This window comes from Thalassospira sp. MCCC 1A01428 (assembly GCF_002115825.1).
Lineage (GTDB): Bacteria > Pseudomonadota > Alphaproteobacteria > Rhodospirillales > Thalassospiraceae > Thalassospira.
The window spans coordinates 1-19,517 of the sequence record NZ_JFJZ01000061.1; the positions used below are offsets into that span (position 1 = coordinate 1).

The 19,517-nt window shown below is 50.4% G+C and carries 14 protein-coding genes; 8 read left to right on the forward strand and 6 right to left on the reverse strand.

The genetic code is table 11. From position 1 onward, the window contains the following. Window positions 1-17 precede the first annotated feature (17 nt). Together THS27_RS23815 and THS27_RS23820 are read right to left on the reverse strand one after the other, a co-directional pair. Window positions 18-2,813 (reverse strand): MMPL family transporter, encoded by a 2,796-nt coding sequence (locus tag THS27_RS23815; protein ID WP_085595161.1) that lies wholly within the window; start codon window positions 2,811-2,813, stop codon window positions 18-20. A 228-nt stretch (window positions 2,814-3,041) separates the two neighbouring features. After that, complete coding sequence (locus THS27_RS23820) at window positions 3,042-3,899, reverse strand: outer membrane lipoprotein-sorting protein (protein WP_085595163.1); 858 nt, start codon at window positions 3,897-3,899, stop codon at window positions 3,042-3,044. A gap of 313 nt (window positions 3,900-4,212) precedes the next feature. On the opposite strand from THS27_RS23820, the gene THS27_RS23825 reads away from it, so the two are divergent. Beyond that, complete coding sequence (locus THS27_RS23825; RefSeq protein WP_085595165.1) at window positions 4,213-5,673, forward strand: NAD-dependent succinate-semialdehyde dehydrogenase; 1,461 nt, start codon at window positions 4,213-4,215, stop codon at window positions 5,671-5,673. A gap of 97 nt (window positions 5,674-5,770) precedes the next feature. On the opposite strand, the gene THS27_RS23830 is transcribed toward THS27_RS23825, so the two are convergent. Continuing rightward, on the reverse strand, window positions 5,771-6,301 hold the full coding sequence (locus THS27_RS23830; RefSeq protein ID WP_139835725.1) for a hypothetical protein: 531 nt from the start codon (window positions 6,299-6,301) through the stop codon (window positions 5,771-5,773). A gap of 68 nt (window positions 6,302-6,369) precedes the next feature. Then, window positions 6,370-7,542, reverse strand: coding sequence for a UDP-N-acetyl glucosamine 2-epimerase (locus THS27_RS23835; RefSeq protein WP_168184991.1), 1,173 nt, complete (start codon window positions 7,540-7,542; stop codon window positions 6,370-6,372). 250 nt (window positions 7,543-7,792) lie between these two features. On the opposite strand from THS27_RS23835, the gene glpK reads away from it, so the two are divergent. Further along, window positions 7,793-9,286, forward strand: a complete 1,494-nt coding sequence (gene glpK / locus THS27_RS23840; RefSeq protein ID WP_085595171.1) for a glycerol kinase GlpK — start codon at window positions 7,793-7,795, stop codon at window positions 9,284-9,286. A 157-nt stretch (window positions 9,287-9,443) separates the two neighbouring features. Continuing rightward, on the forward strand, window positions 9,444-10,385 hold the full coding sequence (locus THS27_RS23845; RefSeq protein ID WP_085595173.1) for an AEC family transporter: 942 nt from the start codon (window positions 9,444-9,446) through the stop codon (window positions 10,383-10,385). On the opposite strand, the gene THS27_RS23850 is transcribed toward THS27_RS23845, so the two are convergent. Then, window positions 10,367-12,529, reverse strand: a complete 2,163-nt coding sequence (locus THS27_RS23850) for a bi-domain-containing oxidoreductase (protein WP_085595175.1) — start codon at window positions 12,527-12,529, stop codon at window positions 10,367-10,369. The genes THS27_RS23845 and THS27_RS23850 overlap by 19 nt on opposite strands. 189 nt (window positions 12,530-12,718) lie before the next feature. Here THS27_RS23850 and THS27_RS23855 point away from each other — a divergent pair, with 189 nt between their 5' ends. The 5 genes from THS27_RS23855 to THS27_RS23875 all read left to right on the forward strand — a co-directional run bounded on the left by THS27_RS23855 (window position 12,719) and on the right by THS27_RS23875 (window position 18,164). Continuing rightward, window positions 12,719-13,888 carry a glycosyltransferase family 4 protein gene (locus THS27_RS23855; RefSeq protein WP_085595177.1) on the forward strand — a complete coding sequence of 390 codons (1,170 nt, stop codon included), beginning with the start codon at window positions 12,719-12,721 and terminating at the stop codon, window positions 13,886-13,888. A gap of 170 nt (window positions 13,889-14,058) precedes the next feature. Next, window positions 14,059-14,955: a dihydrodipicolinate synthase family protein gene (locus THS27_RS23860; protein WP_085595185.1), complete on the forward strand. Its 897-nt coding sequence runs from the start codon at window positions 14,059-14,061 to the stop codon at window positions 14,953-14,955. A 110-nt stretch (window positions 14,956-15,065) separates the two neighbouring features. Beyond that, window positions 15,066-16,313, forward strand: a complete 1,248-nt coding sequence (locus THS27_RS23865) for an FAD-binding oxidoreductase (protein WP_085595179.1) — start codon at window positions 15,066-15,068, stop codon at window positions 16,311-16,313. 16 nt (window positions 16,314-16,329) lie between these two features. Next, entirely contained in the window at window positions 16,330-17,331 is a 1,002-nt protein-coding gene (locus tag THS27_RS23870; RefSeq protein ID WP_085595181.1) for a 4-hydroxyproline epimerase, read from the forward strand. A 152-nt stretch (window positions 17,332-17,483) separates the two neighbouring features. Continuing rightward, window positions 17,484-18,164, forward strand: a complete 681-nt coding sequence (locus THS27_RS23875; protein ID WP_085595183.1) for a GntR family transcriptional regulator — start codon at window positions 17,484-17,486, stop codon at window positions 18,162-18,164. A 69-nt stretch (window positions 18,165-18,233) separates the two neighbouring features. Here the strand turns inward: THS27_RS23875 and THS27_RS23880 are convergent, their stop codons facing one another. Next, window positions 18,234-19,274: a proline racemase family protein gene (locus THS27_RS23880; RefSeq protein ID WP_246833092.1), complete on the reverse strand. Its 1,041-nt coding sequence runs from the start codon at window positions 19,272-19,274 to the stop codon at window positions 18,234-18,236. Between the last annotated feature and the right edge of the window lie 243 nt (window positions 19,275-19,517).

Sequence of the window (19,517 nt, forward strand, 5' to 3'; positions counted from 1 at the left end):
ATTAATAGGTCCTGAGCCTAAACTTCCTTCTCCTGATCGAATTGGGAAAGTCGTTGGGAAGTTTCAGCCAAACGCGCGCCGAGAATGCGGGCAATGTTGAGGTTCAGCTTGCTGGCAATATGCGGGTAAAGCCGCATATTGCGCCGGACGGTATCGGCATTGAACAACAGCATTTCGCCATCGCTTAGCGCATCGACATTTGCGGTGCGTTCCTGTTCCTGAACAAAACCAAGTTCACCAAGAACAGCACCTTCGTTAAGTGTGGCCAGTCTTGTTGTACGGCCTTCGTTTTCGAGAGTGACGGCGGCACTGCCCTGTAACAGCAGATACATATCGCGGCCTAATGACCCCTGACCCACCAGCCGGTCACCGGCTTTAAATTCAACCATTTCCGCAAGAAGGATAGCCTTGCGGATTTGATAGGAACTCATATCGGTGAAAAGCGGGCTTTTGGTCAGCACATCCTTGCCAACTTTAAGCGACAGGATTTCATAAAGGCCAACCAGCCGGACATAGGATAGCAGAACCGGTGTAATGATCAGATCGGCGGCAAGGGCCGCGATCATGGCGATGGCTGAAAGGCCGCCAAACTGGGCCAGAATGGTGAAATTGGACCATAACAGCACAATGAAACCGGCCGTTAATGCAACGGATGTTGAAATGGCGGGTATCGCCTGGCTGCTTACGGTGCGGCGCACCGCTTCGAGGCGATCAACCGTTAAGCGGCTTTCATGGGCATAGGACGATAAAAGATGAATGGTATCATCAATGGCGATGCCAATCGCGATTACAGCCACAGTTGCGGTGCCGGGGTTTAACGGGATGTCAAACATTCCCATGATGCCAAAGACGATCACGATGGGAATGATGTTGGGGATAAGCGACAACAATCCGCCAATGGTGGAAGTATAGACCAGTGACATCATGATGAAGATTACGACCAGCAATAAACCAACCGATTGAACCTGTGCCTTTATCAGGTCTTCGGCAGCGTTATTGATCATAAGGTTCTGCCCGACCAGATCAACCCGTAAATCCGGGCCAGCGATGGCGCGGACCCTGGCGTCAAGGTCGGCGACGGCCATTTTCAGGTCGTGGCTATTATGGATGTTGTGGCGGACAACGATGTTAACGCGTTGAAAGTCGTGGCTGACATAGTTTTCGAGATCAGATCGCTGAAAAAACAACAAATACTGATCAACCAGCGCTTCGCTGTCCGGAACGATCATCATGGCCGGGTCCCCACCATGAAATTCGCGGTTTACCAGTGACAGATGGTCGGCAATGGACAGCGCGTTATCAAACCGGCCATCGGCCAGGATATATTTTTTGATATCAGCCAGACGTTGCAGGTTTTCAGGTTGCTTGAAAGCGTCGGGTTTTGAGGATTCCAGATTGATATAAAATATTTCCATGCCCGACAGCGTATCGGCCAGTTTGTTCACATCCTGGACCAGCGGATGGTAGGATTTGAAAGCGGCGATGGGGTCGTTGGAAACTTTGGTTTGCAGGGCAAAAAGGCCAAAGATAATGACAACAGGTATGGTGATACCGATTACCGTGCGCGGGTGTCCGGCCGCCGCCCGGCAGAATTTAAGGATAGTGGCGACAGGCCCGCGAATGTGGTGTTCCTGGTTGCCGGTATCGGACGAAATGGCATCTTCATTGCGGTGCAGGCGGCTGCGTAACGGGCCAACTGTAGACAAAATCAGTGGCACCAGCAGCAGGGTAATAATGCCGTTAGCGGCAATTGAAACCGAGGCGGCAAAGGCAAAGTCGCGTACCAGCGACATATCGGCCAGGCCATTTGCAGCAAAGCCCAATGTGGTGGTGACCGACGTTAAAATAAGGGGCAAACCCAGATGTCGAATTAGAAACAGGGTTGCCAGGCGTCGTTTTTCACTGGCGACGGTATGGGCCTGGCCATGTTTTAGCCCGCTTAGATACCCGGCCAGCATGTGGGTGTCTTCGGTAGACCCGATTACTATGACAAGGGAGGGAACCATTGCGGATAGAATATTGATTGGAATGCCCATATGGCCCATTAGGCCAAAAGCCCACACCAGGCTGATTCCCGATGTGATCATGGGAATGATCGGTGCAAATGCGCTACGCACAAACAAAACGATGGTGGCGGTTAATACGCCTAGTGACAGCGGTATAAGCAGCGCTAGATCATCAAACAGGTTTGTTTCGGTATCCTGATTAACCCGGGGGGGGCCGACCTGAAACACTTCGTCAAATGCGCTGCGATAGGGTTTGATGGCGTCTTCAATTGCCAGATACGCATTACGGTCAAAATCGGGATCGTCAGGGTCTTTGACAATACTGACATTTATGGCGGTTACGTTGCCGTCTTTGGAAATAAAGTTGCCTACAATCAACGGTGAATACAGGGCGTTGTCGTGGGCTGCTTTCATTTCGACATCATCGTATGGCACCCCGTCCAGTACGGTCGAAGACTGTATCATGCCATTTTGGTCACGAATGCTGCGCACATTGAAAAGACTATCGACCCTTTCGACAAAAGGCAGGTCTTCCAGTGCATAATGCATTTCCTGAAGGGCTGAAATGCGGTCTTCTGTCCAAAGGTCAGACGCCCGGACATAAATTATGGTGGTATTGTCGGATCCGAATTCCTGTTTGATCTTTTCATAGATCACCTTGGTCGGATCACTGTCGCTGATCAGGCTATCGAAGCTGGTATCGACGCGAAGTTTGTTCAGTCCCATACCACAAGCAAGTGTGATTGCTGCAATAAACAATGCAGTCAGGGCACGATGACGAACCCCCAGTGTCAGGAAATTTTGCACGAAAGATCCCCCCTTCCGTTGCGCAAAGGATCATCGCACCATGTATCTTGATGGTTGTGACCCTAGCCTGTCATGTGTCGGTGACTGATAAAACCAGATCAGCACATGTCATTTTGTTTGATAGGAAAAATGGCCGGATTGGTATCGATACGAACCCGACCGGCAAGTAGTGGTCACAAAGCCCCTGGTGTTTGTAACCATTACGTATTCATTGACGTGGGTATGTGTTTATTGGCGTAAATGGCGGCCGCTTGTGACCCAGCGTTGTTCAAACATACGTTCCGGCACAGCATTTTCTGACAGATCGCGGTTTTGAATATGAACCAGCGTTTGGTGTTTTTCCCTGGCGTTATCCATTAGTACGGTGTTGGCCCGCCATGTGTCGCCCTCGATTTGTTCCATGTCCCAGGCGTACTGGTTTTTCAGGAAACGACCGCGACGGTCGTAAAAATCGATGCGGCGAATATAAAAACGGTCCTTGCTGATATAAAGACGACGGTACTTATAGCCCGTTTCAGCGGCCAGTTCCTTGTCTTTAGGGTAGGCATCTACGACGTAACTGTCGATGGTATCAACAACTGTTCCGTCCTGATTTTTCAGTTCGGCGGTCTCATCGGGTTGGCGTTCATATTTGAATTTGTCACGATCTTCCGATGTCATATCCTCGAACGCAAAATCAGTGCCCATAAAATAGTTGCGTTTTCCACCATCGGCAGATCGTTTCATTTCGCGGCCATAGGCGGGAAGGTGGATCCATTGATCATCACTTGCGCCACGGTTTTGCCAGGTTAACAAAGCAACCCCGCGAACTCCGGCTGGTTGATCAAAAACCAGTAAATAACGATAAAGCCCATTGTCCCACTCGCGGGCGTAGCGGCGTAATGTACGTTCTTCGGTGTTCCCGCGATTATCGATCAGGGTCATGGTCTGGTTTTCTGTTTCATAGGGCCGATCATGGCGTGATGAAACTTCGTCCAGAATTTGCCGCCCTGTCATTTCGTCGGCGTTGGCATTGTTGATTGCAATAAATAAAAGTGCAAAGGCAAGCAGTGGTGCTGCCCATCTACGCGACTGGCTGAAATTCATGTTCCGGTATCCCCAAAATCCCCATATTTCCCAATGGTTAACATGTTTTAGTTCCTTTTTCTACCTCTAGAGGCGGATGTGGGGGACGGTAATACGCGATATGGTTATTGGTGCGGGGTGACGTATTGCCGTGATGTGTTCGGCTATTTTGGGCTGTTTCTGGAACCGGGCCTGGCCTGTAGCGTTTTAGCGATATGTATTTTCAGCATGATCGGTGCAATTTGGGTTGCAAAGCCGGTTAAAACCGCGTCACATATCGATCATCAAATAGGGCCGTTTCGTGCTCTGATTTTTCAAAATATCAGGAGGAAACATGGTTTCGCTCAAGGATCCGTCGTTGTTTCGTCAACAGGCTTATGTCGCTGGTGAGTGGATAGATGCTGCTGATGGCAAAACCGAAGATGTTACCAACCCCGCCACAGGGGAAAAGTTGGGAACCATTCCTGTTTTGGGGCGTGATATCGTCAAACAGGCGATTGAAGCGGCAGAAAAAGCCCAGAAATTGTGGAAGAAACGTACCGCCAAGGACCGTGCCGGCGTTTTGATGAAATGGTACGACCTGATGATGGAAAATCAGGAAGATCTGGCTCAATTAATGACTGCCGAGCAGGGCAAGCCGATTAATGAGGCGCGCGGAGAAATTGCCTATGGTTCGTCGTTTCTGCAATGGTTTGCCGAAGAAGCCAAAAGAGTTTACGGCGATGTAATCCCGACTTTTGCTGCCGATAAACGCATTGTCGTGTTAAAGGAACCTGTTGGTGTGTGCGCGGCCATCACACCATGGAACTTCCCAACTGCCATGATCACACGTAAGGCTGCACCGGCATTGGCCGTCGGGTGTTCGATGGTGGTTAAGCCGGCTTCCGAAACACCATATTCGGCACTGGCAATGGCTGTGTTGGCTGAACGGGCCGGGGTGCCCAAAGGATTGCTTTCGATTGTTACGGGCGATGCCAAGGAAATTGGCCTGGAAATGACGGAAAGCAATATTGTCCGTAAACTGACCTTTACCGGCTCGACGCCAGTTGGTCGGTTGTTGATGCGCCAGTGTGCGGACACCATCAAAAAAGTCAGTCTTGAACTGGGTGGCAATGCACCGTTTATTGTGTGTGAAGATGCCGACCTGGATGCTGCTGTCGAAGGGGCAATGGCATCGAAATATCGCAATACCGGGCAGACCTGCGTTTGTGCCAACCGCATTTTTGTACATGATGCCGTGTATGATGCATTTGCTGAAAAACTGGCGGCAAAAGTTAGCCAGCTTAAAGTTGGCAATGGCACCGAAGATGGTGTTGAAATTGGGCCGCTGATTACGGAAAAGGCTGTTCAGAAGGTGGAAAGCCACGTTAAGGATGCGCTTGAAAAAGGTGGGCGTGTTCTGACGGGCGGTAAACGCCATGACAAGGGCGGGACCTTTTTTGAGCCAACCGTAATTGTGGATGCCACCCGCGACATGCAGGTTTTTGGTGAAGAAACCTTTGGCCCAATGGCACCGTTGATCCGGTTTAAAACCGATGATGAAGTGCTTGAAATGGCGAACGATACCGAGTTTGGCCTCGCCTCGTATTTCTATTCCCGCGACATTGGCCGGATTTGGAAAATGGCCGAAGGGCTTGAAAGTGGTCTCGTCGGTGTGAATGCGGGTGTGATTTCAACCGAAGTTGCACCATTTGGCGGCTATAAGCAGTCCGGGAACGGGCGTGAAGGCTCCAAATACGGCATGGAAGATTATCTTGAAACCAAATATGTCTGCATGGGTGGTCTTGACGCCTGATTGGTGACCATTTAGCCGGATTTCGCATAATAAAAGGCCCGGACGGTAACGTCGTTTGGGCCTTTTATCTGTTTTAATATTCGGGGTCAGGGCCGTGTCACCAGGTGCCGGTTTTAAGTGCGGGTTTGTTCGCATCAACAGGCTGGTTCTCCATTTGTGCCGCGCTGCGCTGGTCCTGTTCCTGCATCATGGTTAGAACTGCATACATTTTCGGATCAAATGACATTTGCGCCAAGTTTTGGTCCTGCTTTTTCATGCCCGATTTATCGTCGTCTTCGTCGGACTGGTTGGCAATTGTGCCAACGTTTAGTTGTTGCTGGATGCGTTCGGTAATAGCAGTTTCGATGGCGGCACGCTGATCGGCGGGCATGGCGGCAAGTTTTTCCTCGTCCAGGCCCATCGATTGTAAAATCTTGTCGCGCATTTCCTTTATTTTTTGTTCTTCGATTTCCTTCACATAGGCCGTAAAGCCATGTTCCCGGATATACTCGACCTCGGCGGAATGCCCCGTGTCATCGGATTTTGTGCTGTATCCGGTGCTGCTCGAAGCGACAATTCCTTTGGCAGAGTTATTGGTGTTCTGGTTCTGTGTTCCGATTAGTCCTGAGACAGATTGAAATGCAGACATGGCTTTATCCCGGTAAAAATTGCCATACATGGTTGAATTAGTAATTAAATAAGCAATTTATGTGCCGGTTAGGCAGGCAGGTTTTGCAGTCTTTTTGATAAATCATGCAACATGCGGTTTGCAGCCTTGCCATCCCATCCTTTGGGGCGAAAAAGGGCAGGGGTGCGGGATAATGCCTGCTTAAGGTTGGTGACGATGTTTGCCGGATCGCAATGGTGAAATCCGCAATGTGCCATGGCGTGTGCGCGTTCGGTTTGCGGGCGCACGATAACAGCCGGCTTGCCCAGATACGCACATTCTTCCAATATCCCGCCAGAATCCGTGATGACCGCAGAAGCAGCATTGAGGTGCGCCATAAAGGCCGGATATGGCAGGGATGGCAAGAACTGGATGTGGTTTGGCGGGATTGCTTCAAACGGCGATGTTAAGTTGGCTTGGTCCAGCATTTGTTTCGTGCGTGGGTGTAAAGGCCAGATGACTTTACAGGTTTGGCTAATTTCATGGATTGATTGAACAATACGTTTAAAACGGGCTCGGTCGTCAACGTTTTCAGCGCGATGAATGGTAACCAGGACGGCTGGAATTTCAACGTTTTGGGGTAAGTATTCGGGCCGTGAATGGTGTTTGGTATCTGTTTCTTCATTGTGTGGCGCAAACCGTAACAGGGCATCAATCATGATGTTACCTGTGACGGTGATACGCGACTGTGGAATGTCCTCTGCCGTTAAATTGCCTGCTGCAATTTCGTCCGGTGCCCATAAATAATCACATAAATGGTCAAGCGCATGCCGATTGGCTTCCTCGGCTTTGGCATCGGTTCCGCCTCGCAAGCCCGACTCAAGATGAAATAATGTGATGTTATGCTGATGCGCTGCCTGTGCGATGCCAACCGATCCGTTAACATCGCCAATAGTAATTGTGGCAGCTGGTGGCGCAGAGATCAGTAATGAATCATAAGCCTGCCTTGCCGCAATAATGGTTGCCTCGCGCCGGGTGGGGCGGGCTATTGTCGATCTATGATCGGCGTCTTCCAGAAGGGTGCCAATGTGCAAATTGAAGGCCGGGGCAGGCAGGCCAAGAATGCTGCTTTGCGCCGCAGACAGGGTATTATCCCAGTGTTGGCCGGTATCGATCAGGCGTAATTCAAACGGCCATTCATTGCGGGTTTCCTGCCATTTGGCATATAGGGCAGCAGCCTTGATGATATTGGGTCGTGTGCCGTAAACCAGATCCACAATCATAAAATTTGGCTTTTCCTGCTTCATGAACTGTAACTGATTGATCAGTTTGCTAAAATTGTCAAACACCGCGACAGGTGACGTTGATAGATGGCAATGTTAAAAAATTTTCACCAACGAACTCAAAATGTGTTTTTGTGTTGGATAATGAAAATTTCTTGACTTAATGCTGATGTTATCTGACTTTTACCAAAACTGAATGTGCGCGGTCTGCAACGTGATGTCTGATGGCTGACGCACCGGGAGGAACGAAATGTCAGATAAAAAATACATCCTTGCCATTGATCAGGGAACAACCAGTTCGCGTGCCATTATTTTTAACAGTGATGGCAAATCGGTTGCTGTGGCGCAGCGCGAATTTCCCCAACATTTTCCAAATTCAGGGTGGGTTGAACACGATCCGGAAGATTTGTGGGATACGGTGGTTGAAACCTGCCGGGAGGCGATCTCTCATATTGACGTGCATAGCATCGCCGCGATTGGCATTACCAATCAGCGCGAAACCACCATTGTCTGGGATCGCAAAACAGGGAAACCCGTTTATAACGCTATTGTCTGGCAGGATCGCCGTACAGCCGCCCTGTGTCGTGATTTACGCCACAAGGACCCGAAACTGGAAGAGCACATTAATGGCAAAAGCGGCCTGTTGATTGACCCGTATTTTTCTGCCACCAAAATTGCCTGGATACTGGACCATGTAACCGGTGCACGTGCGCGGGCAGAGCAGGGGGATTTGGCCTTTGGCACGGTGGACAGCTTTTTGTTATGGCGCTTAACGGGCGGAAAGGCGCACGCAACGGATGCGACAAATGCTGCCCGCACCAACCTTTACAATATTCGCGAGGATCGTTGGGATACGGAACTGTGTGATATTTTCCGGGTACCCCGTCAGATGCTGCCAGATGTAAAGGATTGCGCGGCTGATTTTGGTGTTACCGATGCCGACCTGTTCGGGGCGGCAATTCCGGTTTCCGGCATTGCCGGGGACCAGCAGGCGGCTGCTTTTGGTCAATGCTGCTTTGACCCTGGCGAGATTAAAAGCACTTACGGTACGGGCTGTTTTGTTATTTTAAATACCGGTAAAGAAGCCGTAACATCGCAACATCGTTTGTTAACCACCATTGGATACCGCCTGAATGGCGAGATAAGTTACGCGATGGAAGGGGCAATTTTCGTTGCCGGTGCGGCGGTGCAATGGTTGCGTGACGGACTGGGTATTATCAAATCGGCGGCAGAGACCGAAGGGTTGGCGGCGGATATTGCCGATAACCGCGGCGTATATATGGTTCCAGCCTTTACCGGGCTTGGTGCGCCTTATTGGGATGCCGATGCGCGCGGCGCCATTTTTGGTTTAACCCGCGATACCGGACCACGTGAATTTGTTCGCGCGGCCCTTGAAAGTGTTTGTTATCAAACCTTTGATCTGTTCGAAGCCATGGCTGCCGATGGGGTAGCCCCCAAGGCTGTGCGGGTTGACGGTGGCATGGTGGCCAATGACTGGATTTGTCAATATCTGGCCGATATTTTGGCGATTGATGTGGAACGACCCCAAATTACCGAAACAACAGCTTTGGGGGCTGCATCACTTGCCGGGTTGCAGGTTGGGATGTTTGCGAACCTTGAAGAAATCCGCAATCGTTGGCAGCTTGATGCGCGTTTTTCACCAAAAATGGCGCAACCCCAGCGGGATCATGCCCTTGCCGGTTGGAAGGACGCGGTTGAGAGAGTGCGCAGTGACGACGATTAGGGTTGCGTCAAGCTGACTGGTCAGAACATAAAACCCCCTGTAATATCTGCAAAATCAGGCGGCACAGTTGCTGTGTCGCCTTTAATTTGTGCAGCAGTAACGACGTTCTGTTGATAAACGGGGTGATGCGCAGCCTGGTGTTGCGTTTGGGGGATATATGCTGGATTTGATCTTCAGTAAGGTTGGGCCCGTCTTTTTGACGATCCTGTGCGGTTATTTACTGATGCGAACCCGCATTTTATCGCGCGAGGGTATCCCTGTTCTTGCACGGATTGCGATGAATGTTTTCATTCCGGCGATGCTGTTTCAAACTCTCTCACAGTCTGACATCCGCGCTCATTTCGATTTGCGCCTGTGGGGGGCCTATTATGGCGGGGCGCTGTTAAATTATGCGCTGGTGTATTTTACAGCGCGCTTTACCCTGAATGCCAGAAATGACGAAGCAGCCATTACCGCTGTTGGCGGGGTGTTTTCCAATGTGGTGTTGCTGGGCATACCGTTGGTGCAGGCTGTTTATGGCGAAGAAGGGCTGGTGCCACTTTTGATCGTTTTGGCGATCCATCCGTTGACGCTTTTGGGCATTACAATTTTTCTGGTTGAAGGTAGCCGGACGTCGGGTGAAACCCGATTGGCGAATGTTGCCAGCAGTATGATTCGGGTTTTGAAAAATCCAATTATTATTGCCATTATTGCCGGTGTTGCGGCATCGCTGATCGGATTGAAGCTACCTGAAATTGTTAATAATACGTTTGAACGTTTCCGTGTCGCCGGACCAACGGTGGCTTTGTTGCTGGTAGGGTGCGGGTTATATGGACAAAGTGTGCGCGGGAATTTGAAGGCGAGCCTGATTTGCACCTGTGCCAAAATGTTTGTTCAGCCGCTTCTGGTGTTTTCTGTCGCTTATTTCATTTTCGATTTACCGCCGTTGTGGTTAACCGTAGTAACCCTTATGGCGGCCTTACCTGCCGGAGCCAATGTGGCAATTTTGGCCGGGAATTATCAGGTTTGTATTGATCGTTCTGCGACTACCATTCTGATTACCACGCTCATCAGCGTCATCACACTGCCATTGTTGGTTCTTTATGCTGGCGTGCCATAAGCCGCTGTCAGGATCATGCGGCATAATCTGATGTCATCTGCAGCAGTTGGGTGGCCGCCGCTCGTGGAGGGCTTTTCGATCTTTTGAATGCGGTTGATAAAATATTGCAGGGCCTGTGCATGGCCTTTTTGCGGCGCCTTTAACCATAATTTGCCGGTTTTATGTGTTGTTTTTTTGCCTGCTTTATCAATTATCAATCGATGCCAGTCTGTCAGGGTGATGGTCGTTTCTTGTGCTGTGATGTGCAGGGTTTCCTTGGCGTCCCGTTTTGTGCCGCCGTGCGCATAATGCAGGGTGGCGTGGCTGTTATCGGCAAATAACATGTTCCAAATACTGTCGCCCGTGGCACGGTTAATCCAGTGACATTGCAGGTCGGTCAGGGGTGATTTTGCGAGTCTAGATATTGCGTCGATAAAATGGCTAACCTCGCCAATTGCGCGTCCCCCTTGAGCAGGATGATGAAGCCAATGCCCGGCGGTTAACGGCGATAAACGAACATTATAGGTAAAATTTTTCGGGCCGTTGGGCAGGTGACTGTCCATGATCGTGGTGAACGGGGCATAACGGCGGTTATGGCCAACCATTAAAATACGGTCAGGATGCCGGGATACTGCTTGTTCCAGTGTTTCCAGTTGGGCGATATTTATTGCCAATGGTTTTTCTACCCACACATGTTTGCCGTGTTCCAATGACCGGGTGGCAAGGGCACAATGGCTGTCATGGCGGGTTGCAATAATAACTGCATCAAGCGCGGGATCGTTTAACACCTCGTCGTAATTGCTGGCCGGTTTTGCGTCTGGAATGCGGTGACAGGCCCCGATCGCGGCCAAACCATCAGGGCTGATTACATATGAAATTTTGGCATCAGTAATGGACTTTAATGCCGGCAACAGGGTTGCCCCGGCAAAATTACCCGCACCAATCAAAGCAAGGGATATGGGATTTGTGGCATATTGTTCAGGTATTTGCTGCGCAGGTGTATTGGCTGTGATCGTCCGCGATATATGGTTGTGTGGGGGAGATGTTGTTTCATAAGAAATTACAGTCGCCAGTGGCGTGGCGGTTGTTGATAGTGGCTTTGCGGCTTCTTCAAGGGTTTGTCTGGCGTCAATCAATGTATGTGGTGTAATGCGACGATCCGCCATCAGATCAAGAACCGCGCGCATGTTGCGTTTTATCGTCCAGCGTACATACCCAACCGGGTAGTCCTCTCCGTCCTGCTCATAGTTGTCATCATATCGGCCAGGGCCGTAGGACCTAACCTGTCGCAGGGTTATTTCCTTGCGAAATAAAAGGTTACGGGTTGCCTGGGCTTTGACATCGCCAACACAAACGATAATCGCACGGTCACGGCAAAGGCGGGTTGCAGCGTCAATCAATTTGCCATTCGGGTCCGGGGCGCAAATAAGGACAGCGTCGCAGCCGGTATCGTGGGTTAGTGTGGCAAGTGCGAGGTCGGAAAGGGCATTGGCGTTATTAAATGTGGCGATAGCTCCATTTTCAGTTGCTCGGTTGCGCCGGGTTATATCGGGGTCAATCGCGATGGCGCGCGCGCCTGCGCAGCTTGCCAGTTGAATTGCCAATTGCCCGATCAGCCCACAGCCGATTATGGCAATTGTCATGCCGATACCGATTTCACCTTGTCGCAGCGCGTGTAAAGCAATGCTGGCCAACGTGGTGAAAACGGCATCGTCCTCCGTAACTTCCGATGGTACCGGGCAGGCGAGGTTTTGCGGAACAACATTCCATTCGGCATGACATGCATGGTTGATGCCACCACATGCTACCCGCATCCCAAGCGCAAACCCTTTAACATCGGCGGCAATGGCGGTAACAATGCCGCAGCTTGCATAACCTGCTGCAATGGGGCGGTCCAGCTGATGTTGTAAGGCGTGGCGGGTTGCGGTAATCCCGTCGCGACGGACCTTATCAATAACCTGTGCCGTCAGGTCCGGGCGTTGCCATGCCTTGGCAATCAGGGGCAGGCGGGTTTCATGGTTCTGGGTTGTCTCGGTGCCATTACTGATTAGTGATCGGGTGGTTTGAACCAGTATGCACCCCGGGCGCAGGGCCGGAATTGGGCAATCGGCAACCGATATCCGCTTTTCACCCGGAAATCGTAATAAGGCGCGCATGGTTGTCATTGCTGTATTTCTGCCCCCGGTTTCACCCGTAAAGGATGTGATTTGATTGTTGAATTAAATCATAATGTTTTACGAGGGTCGATCTGTCATTGACGGATGTATAAACCGTCAGTAGCAACAGCATATAAATTAAAACCTAATGTGCTGTTTGTTTGATGATCTGGCACAGGCCACAGTCCGGAAACTAAAATGACCCGTTTATTCGCTAATGCCATTCCTAAAAAGCGTAAAAAGCTGCTGTTTGTCTGTAGTGAGGATTGGTATTTTGTGTCGCATCGCCTGGCGCTGGCGCGTGCGGCTCAGATGCGTGGGTGGGAAATTGTTATTGCTTGCCGCGCCAACGAGGCTGCAATTGACCTTCGTGAAGAAGGTTTCCGAGTGATTGATCTGAAAATAGCACGAGGCGGGTTAAGTCCTGTTTCGTCCTTGGCGACAATTAGTGCGCTATGGAAAATAATGCGACGTGAGAAACCGGATGTCGTGGTCAATATTGCCATTCAGTGTGTTATTTTGTCTGTGCTGGCGGGGCTGCTGGCGGGTGTTTCTCATTCAGTCAATATGGTTACCGGTCTCGGTTTTGTTTTTGTTTCCAATGGTCGCAAAGCCCGCCTCGTTCGGGCTGTGATTTCATTTATTTTGCGTATCTATGCCTTTTTCCCGTCTGTCGGGGTCATTGTGCAAAACCGGGACGATCACGCATTAATTAGTGAGTTCGGTTTCTCTGGAGCACGATTGTCTTTGATTAAAGGGTCTGGGGTTGATTTGCAAAAATACATTCCCAAGCTTGTTGTTCGCGAGGATGAAAGTCAAAGCCCGAAAACCGCAATTTTTGTGGCGCGCATGTTGTGGTCCAAGGGGTTGCGGGAACTTATTGCCGCTATTGACCTGCTTCAGAGGAAAGGTCGTCGTTATCGTGTCTGGTTGGTCGGTGATGTCGACCTTGCAAATCCGGATAGCGCGGCCGTAAGTGATCTTGAGAAATGGCAGCAACAGGGACTGGTAGAATGGCTGGGGCGGAGAAGCGACATTCCAGCTTTGTTAAATCAATCTGATTTGGCGGTATTACCCTCCTGGCGTGAAGGCTTACCCAAATCTCTGCTTGAGGCCGCAGCGTGTGGCCTTGCCATGGTTGCAACGGACGTTCCCGGGTGCCGGGAAATTGTAAAACACAATGAAACCGGCTTGCTTGTTCCTTTGCTGGATCAGCAGGCGCTTGCCGATGCCATTGAAGCACTTATGGAAGACGATACCCGTCGTTATCGTCTTGGGCGACAAGCCCGTATAATGGTTGAGGAAGAGCTTTGTGATGCGGTTGTGGTACAGAAAACCCTTGCTGTAATTGAGGCTGGCACTTCCTGATCGAACGTGGACGTACAACCGCGCTATCAAATAAGGAAGGCAGCCAATAAATATTGGCCGCATTTTTACGATTGTATACAATATCCAAATATGAGATATGTGATGTCAGGCAATGAATGGCGGGCTCACAGTTTGGTGTGATCTCGCATCAACAAAAAGGAATTTGGATCATGCAGGTAAACTGGACTGGCGTATTTCCCGCCGTTGCAACCCAGATGTTTGAAGATGGCAGCATCGACTATGATATGACCGCCACTCAAATCGAATCATTGATTGATGCCGGTGTTGACGGGCTGGTCATGTTGGGCTCGGTTGGTGAAAATACCGCACTTGAGATGGACGAAAAAATTGCCGTTCTCAAACTTGCTGTTGATCTCACCAAAGGTCGAATTCCGGTTTTGTCCGGTGTGGCCGAAACCACAACCCGGGCTGCTATTACCTATGCGCAGAAATGCGAAGAACTGGGTGCGGACGGGCTGATGTTGCTGCCCGGTATGATCTATACCGCTGATACTCGCGAAAATCTTGAGCATTTCCGGGCGGTTGCTGCTAAAACATCGTTGCCGATCATGATTTACAACAATCCTGGTGCCTATCGCGTCGACATTAAACCTGAAGAATTCAATCAGCTTTCCGATGTTAAGAATCTGGTTGCGATTAAGGAAAGCTCGGGCGATCCGCGTCGCATTACGGATATCTATAATGCTTGCGGAGACCGTTTTGTCCTGTTCTGCGGTATGGATGATCTGGTTATGGAAACCCAGGTTCTCGGTGCCGTTGGCTGGATTTCCGGTTTCACCGATGCGTTTCCCAAAGAATCGGTCGGTTTGTGGAAACTTCTTTCCGAAGGGAAATATAACGAAGCCTTGGCAATTTATCGCTGGTTTACGCCGGTTCTTCACATGGATGTTCATGCCAAGCTGGTTCAGTATATTAAGCTGGCACAGGCCATGACCGGCGTTGGCAAGGAATATGTTCGTGCCCCCCGTTTAACGCTGGTTGGGGAAGAACGCGATACCATTACCAAAATCATCCGGAAGGCCATCGACACACGCCCGTCAGTGTGATTGCCTGCCTGTAAATAACGAAGCCCTGCCGGTAATTTCGCGACGGTGATTGCATTTCGGCAGGGCTTCGGATTGTCGGGTCACTTTGCATGTTTAACGGATGAAATATCATGTCTGAGCCGCAGCACGTTCTTGTTATTGGCGCCGGTATTATCGGGGTTAATGTTGGCCTTTCCCTGCAAAAACAAGGTTTTGTCGTGACATTGGCTGACCGGGATGCACCGGGACGTGGCACATCCTTTGGCAATGCAGGCGGAATTGCGGCAACAGAATGTGCCCCCATATCGATGCCGGGCACATTGCGTCATGTTCCTGGCTGGTTGATGGACCCGACTGGCCCGCTATCGTTGCGGTTATCCTATTTGCCGCAAATGTTACCTTGGTTGTTGCGTTTTCTTGTCGCGGGCCGGCGGAGCAATGTTGAAAAAATTGCCACGGAACTGGCTGCTTTGCTTCATTGCGCCTGGGATGACTATGCACCGTTAATTCGCGATGCCAAATTACAGGACGCGGTTTTTAAAGATGGAGCACTGGCTGTTTATCGCACCCAGCAGGGGCGTCGTGCTGCGGACTATTCTATCGATTTGCGCCGCCGAAATGGTGTCGTCCTGACAGATATTTCGTGCGATCAAATTTACGAAATGGAGCCAGATCTCGCGCCGATATTCACGTGTGGTGTGATCGAGGAGAACTGGGGCCGTGTTTTGGACCCGTTTAAGATTGTGACTGGCCTGTATCAGCTGTTTCTTGATCGTGGCGGAAAATTTGAAACGGCTGAAATTGTGGACTTTGTTTATCGTGATGGCCGCCCGCACGCTGCCATCAATCAAATTGGCGATAATATTACCTTTGACAAGGTGGTGGTTTGTTGTGGGGCGTGGTCAAAACAATTGGCCTCTCGTCTGGGTAACAAGGTTCCGCTTGATACCGAACGGGGATATAACACAACGGTTCCGTATCATGGCGTTACCCTTAACCATATGGTGATCAGTGCAGATGACAGCATTGTCCTGACGCCAATGGAGATGGGTATTCGGGTTGGTGGAGCAGTTGAACTTGCCGGTTTAAAGGCCGCCCCTAATTATGATCGGGCAAAGGCCCTGTTTGCCAAAGGCCAGCAGGTTTTGCCGGGCTTGCGCGATGAAGGCGGCACGCAATGGATGGGTTTTCGCCCTTCCATGCCGGATTCAAAGCCGGTTATTTCCTCAAGCTCGCGGCACGATAATACCTTTTTCGCATTTGGCCACGGCCATCTTGGCCTGACCATGGCGGCCACAACCGGCCGGTTGCTGGCTGACCTGGTGGCGGGCAACCCCGCAACCCTCGATATGACCCCTTATCGCATTAACCGTTTTTAAGCGGAGTAGGCCAGACATGGCAAAACATAGTTTTTTTTGTATTGATGGACACACCTGCGGTAATCCGGTGCGGGTCGTTGCAGGTGGCGGGCCTCGTCTGACGGGGGTCAATATGCGCGAAAAGCGCGCTCACTTTCTTGCCGAATATGACTGGATCCGCACCGGATTAATGTTTGAGCCGCGCGGCCATGATATTATGTCAGGATCTATCCTGTATGAACCGACCCGTGATGATTGCGATGTTGCTATATTGTTTATCGAGACATCGGGCTGTTTGCCCATGTGCGGGCATGGTACCATTGGCACGGTTACCATGGCGATCGAACAGGGGCTTGTTAAACCGAAAACACCTGGTGTGCTGCGCCTTGATACGCCTGCGGGGCTTGTAATTGCCGAATATAGCCAGATTGGCGAATATGTCGAAAATGTTCGGCTGACCAATGTTCCGTCATTTCTTTATAAAGAAGGGATTGAAGTCGACTGTCCCGATCTTGGCTTGATAAAGGTCGATATTGCCTATGGGGGTAATTTTTACGCCATAGTCGAACCTCAGGAAAACTTCCGTGATATGGCGGATTTCACTGTAGGAGATTTTCAGCGCATCAGTCCCGAACTCCGCCGCCGTCTCAACGAGATTGAGACGTTTATCCATCCGCTGCACCCTGAAATTAACGGGTTGTCTCACATCCAGTGGACAGGTGTCCCCACCCAACTAAATAGCACACATCGCAATGCCGTGTTTTATGGCGATAAGGGGATTGACCGCTCACCTTGTGGAACGGGAACATCTGCGCGTCTGGCGCAGCTTTCTGCACAGGGGCGTTTGCCTGCTGACGGTAAAATTACGCATGAAAGCATTATCGGATCGCAATTTGAAGCGTCGGTCGTTGAGCATACAACGGTAGGTGATTACCCGGCGATCGTGCCTTCCGTTGCGGGGTGGGCACGTATTCATGGGTTTAATACCATTTTTATCGATGACCGAGACCCATATGCACATGGTTTTATTGTTAAATGAGCCGTGACAGGGTGATTAATTTGTGCGTCGGGCCAGGTTAAGCTGGTAATTTTATTGCCACATACCGGTCGCGCCGCTATGACTAATCCAAATGGAAGGGTGCCTTGCAACCTTCCATCCTGGCCACGGCAATAAGATAGACACAAAACAATATGGTTGCATCCCCCCGCTTTACCCGACGGACGATAACTGACCAGGTTACCGAAGATTTACGCGAGCGTATTTTGTCCGGTGATTTTCTGGCTGGAACCCAATTGCGCCAGGATGCCATCGCGACTGAATATAATGTGTCGCGCATTCCCGTCCGCGAGGCTCTGCAACGTCTTGATGCCGAAGGACTGGTAACCTTTCAACCGCATAAGGGCGCCATTGTTGCGCAATTATCACTTGATGAAATCGAAGAGCTGTTTGAAGTTCGCCGGTTGCTTGAATGTGAATTGTTGCGTCATTCGGTTCCACGCCTGGGCGCGGAGGATATTCGTGCTGCCACGGAAATTCTTGATGTCTATGACGAGGCTTTGCGTGCAGGTGATATTGCCCGCTGGGGAGAATTAAACCGTCAGTTCCACGAACGGCTTTATCAGGCGTCTAACCGGCCAAAGACGTTGGAAATTGTTCGTACGATTGGAAATAACACGGTACGTTTCACCCGTGCGCAGCTTGCCCTGTCCGGTGCGACCGAACAGGCGGAACGTGAACATCATGATATTCTGGATGCCTGTCGTGCGGGGAATGTTGCCCTTGCGGTATCCTTGCTGGATCAACATATTTCAGATTCTTGTAAAAGCCTGATTGAATGCCTGCGCATTGCCCGCGCCGGGAATGAAAGCTGATTTTCGTTTCCAATCAACATCTAAAGCGGGTTTGTCAAGGAAGGCGAGGTACACTTACCAGGTGCTGGTTTAGCGTACCTTAAACCCTTTGCCGATGTGGTCCCCATCATCCAGCCAAAATCGGCTTTGGCCACTGTAATGCGCTGTTCCACCAACACAGGCAATGATCGCGTCAAATTCACCGCATCGTGTTATGGCGGCTACTTTCCCTGTAAACTGCGATCCAATGACACTGTTAAACTGGCGTTGCTGTTGCAGGCCGATTTGGCCCCTGGCATATTGAGCCGCCAGTCTGGCACTTACACCAGATCCGGTTGGGCTACGATCAACCTGATCTTTGGCGAACACACATATATTTGTGGTGGCCTTATTTGCATCGGTGTCGTTTCCATCTGTCAAAATGGCCCCGTATAAAAATGCCAGATCGTTATGGTCAGGGTGAACCAGCTTAACAACTTGATTTACCGCTATGCAGATTTGTCTGGCAATACTGATTATCTCATTGATGGTTGATGGCAATATCGGCAGATCAAATTGTCGGGCATCGACCAGGGCATAAAAGGCACCGCCATAGGCAATGTCACAGCTAAATTGTTTTCCATCCGGAAGGTTCAGCATATAGTCACGGCCAAACAGAAATGATGGTACCGACAAAAATTGTACGCTATGGCTGTGTCCGTTTCTTACGCTTACTTCGGTTCGCACCAGTCCGCACGGGCATTCAATATTAACAACGGTTACAGGTTCAATCACCGGGACCACCCCATAATCCACGGCATATCGACCCAGGGCGATCATGGCGTGACCGCACATGGTCGAATAACCCTCATTATGTATAAACAGTACTGCGATATCGGCCTCTGGCAGTGACGGTTCTACCAGGATGGCGCCATACATATCTGCGTGGCCGCGTGGTTCAAGCATCAGAAATTGGCGTAAATGGTCAAAGTTTTCGTGCATATAACGTCGTTTGGCTAAAATATCGTCGCCAATAAGGTGCGGAAAGCCGCCGGTTATAATGCGCAAAGGCTCACCACCGGTATGCATATCGATAACCTCAATCGGGTTTTCCCGGTTCGGAAAACCCGCTTTTTCAGATAAATCAGGCATTAAACAGTCTCCAGCAGGTCGCTTTGCCGCAAAGGAGGAAACGATAACGTCGCGTTCCGGATTATCCGTAAAGGAAGATGAAAATCCGGTCGGGTGAAAAATCGCACAGTCCGTCTTGAATGGGGTTGTTTGTGACATATATATGGATATCCGCGCTAATATTTTGCGTCCTTACATTTTTTACCGGTTTCCGCAAAAAAGGTGTTTACAGGTTGGCGATAGGTGCCTATAACCCGCCTCCAC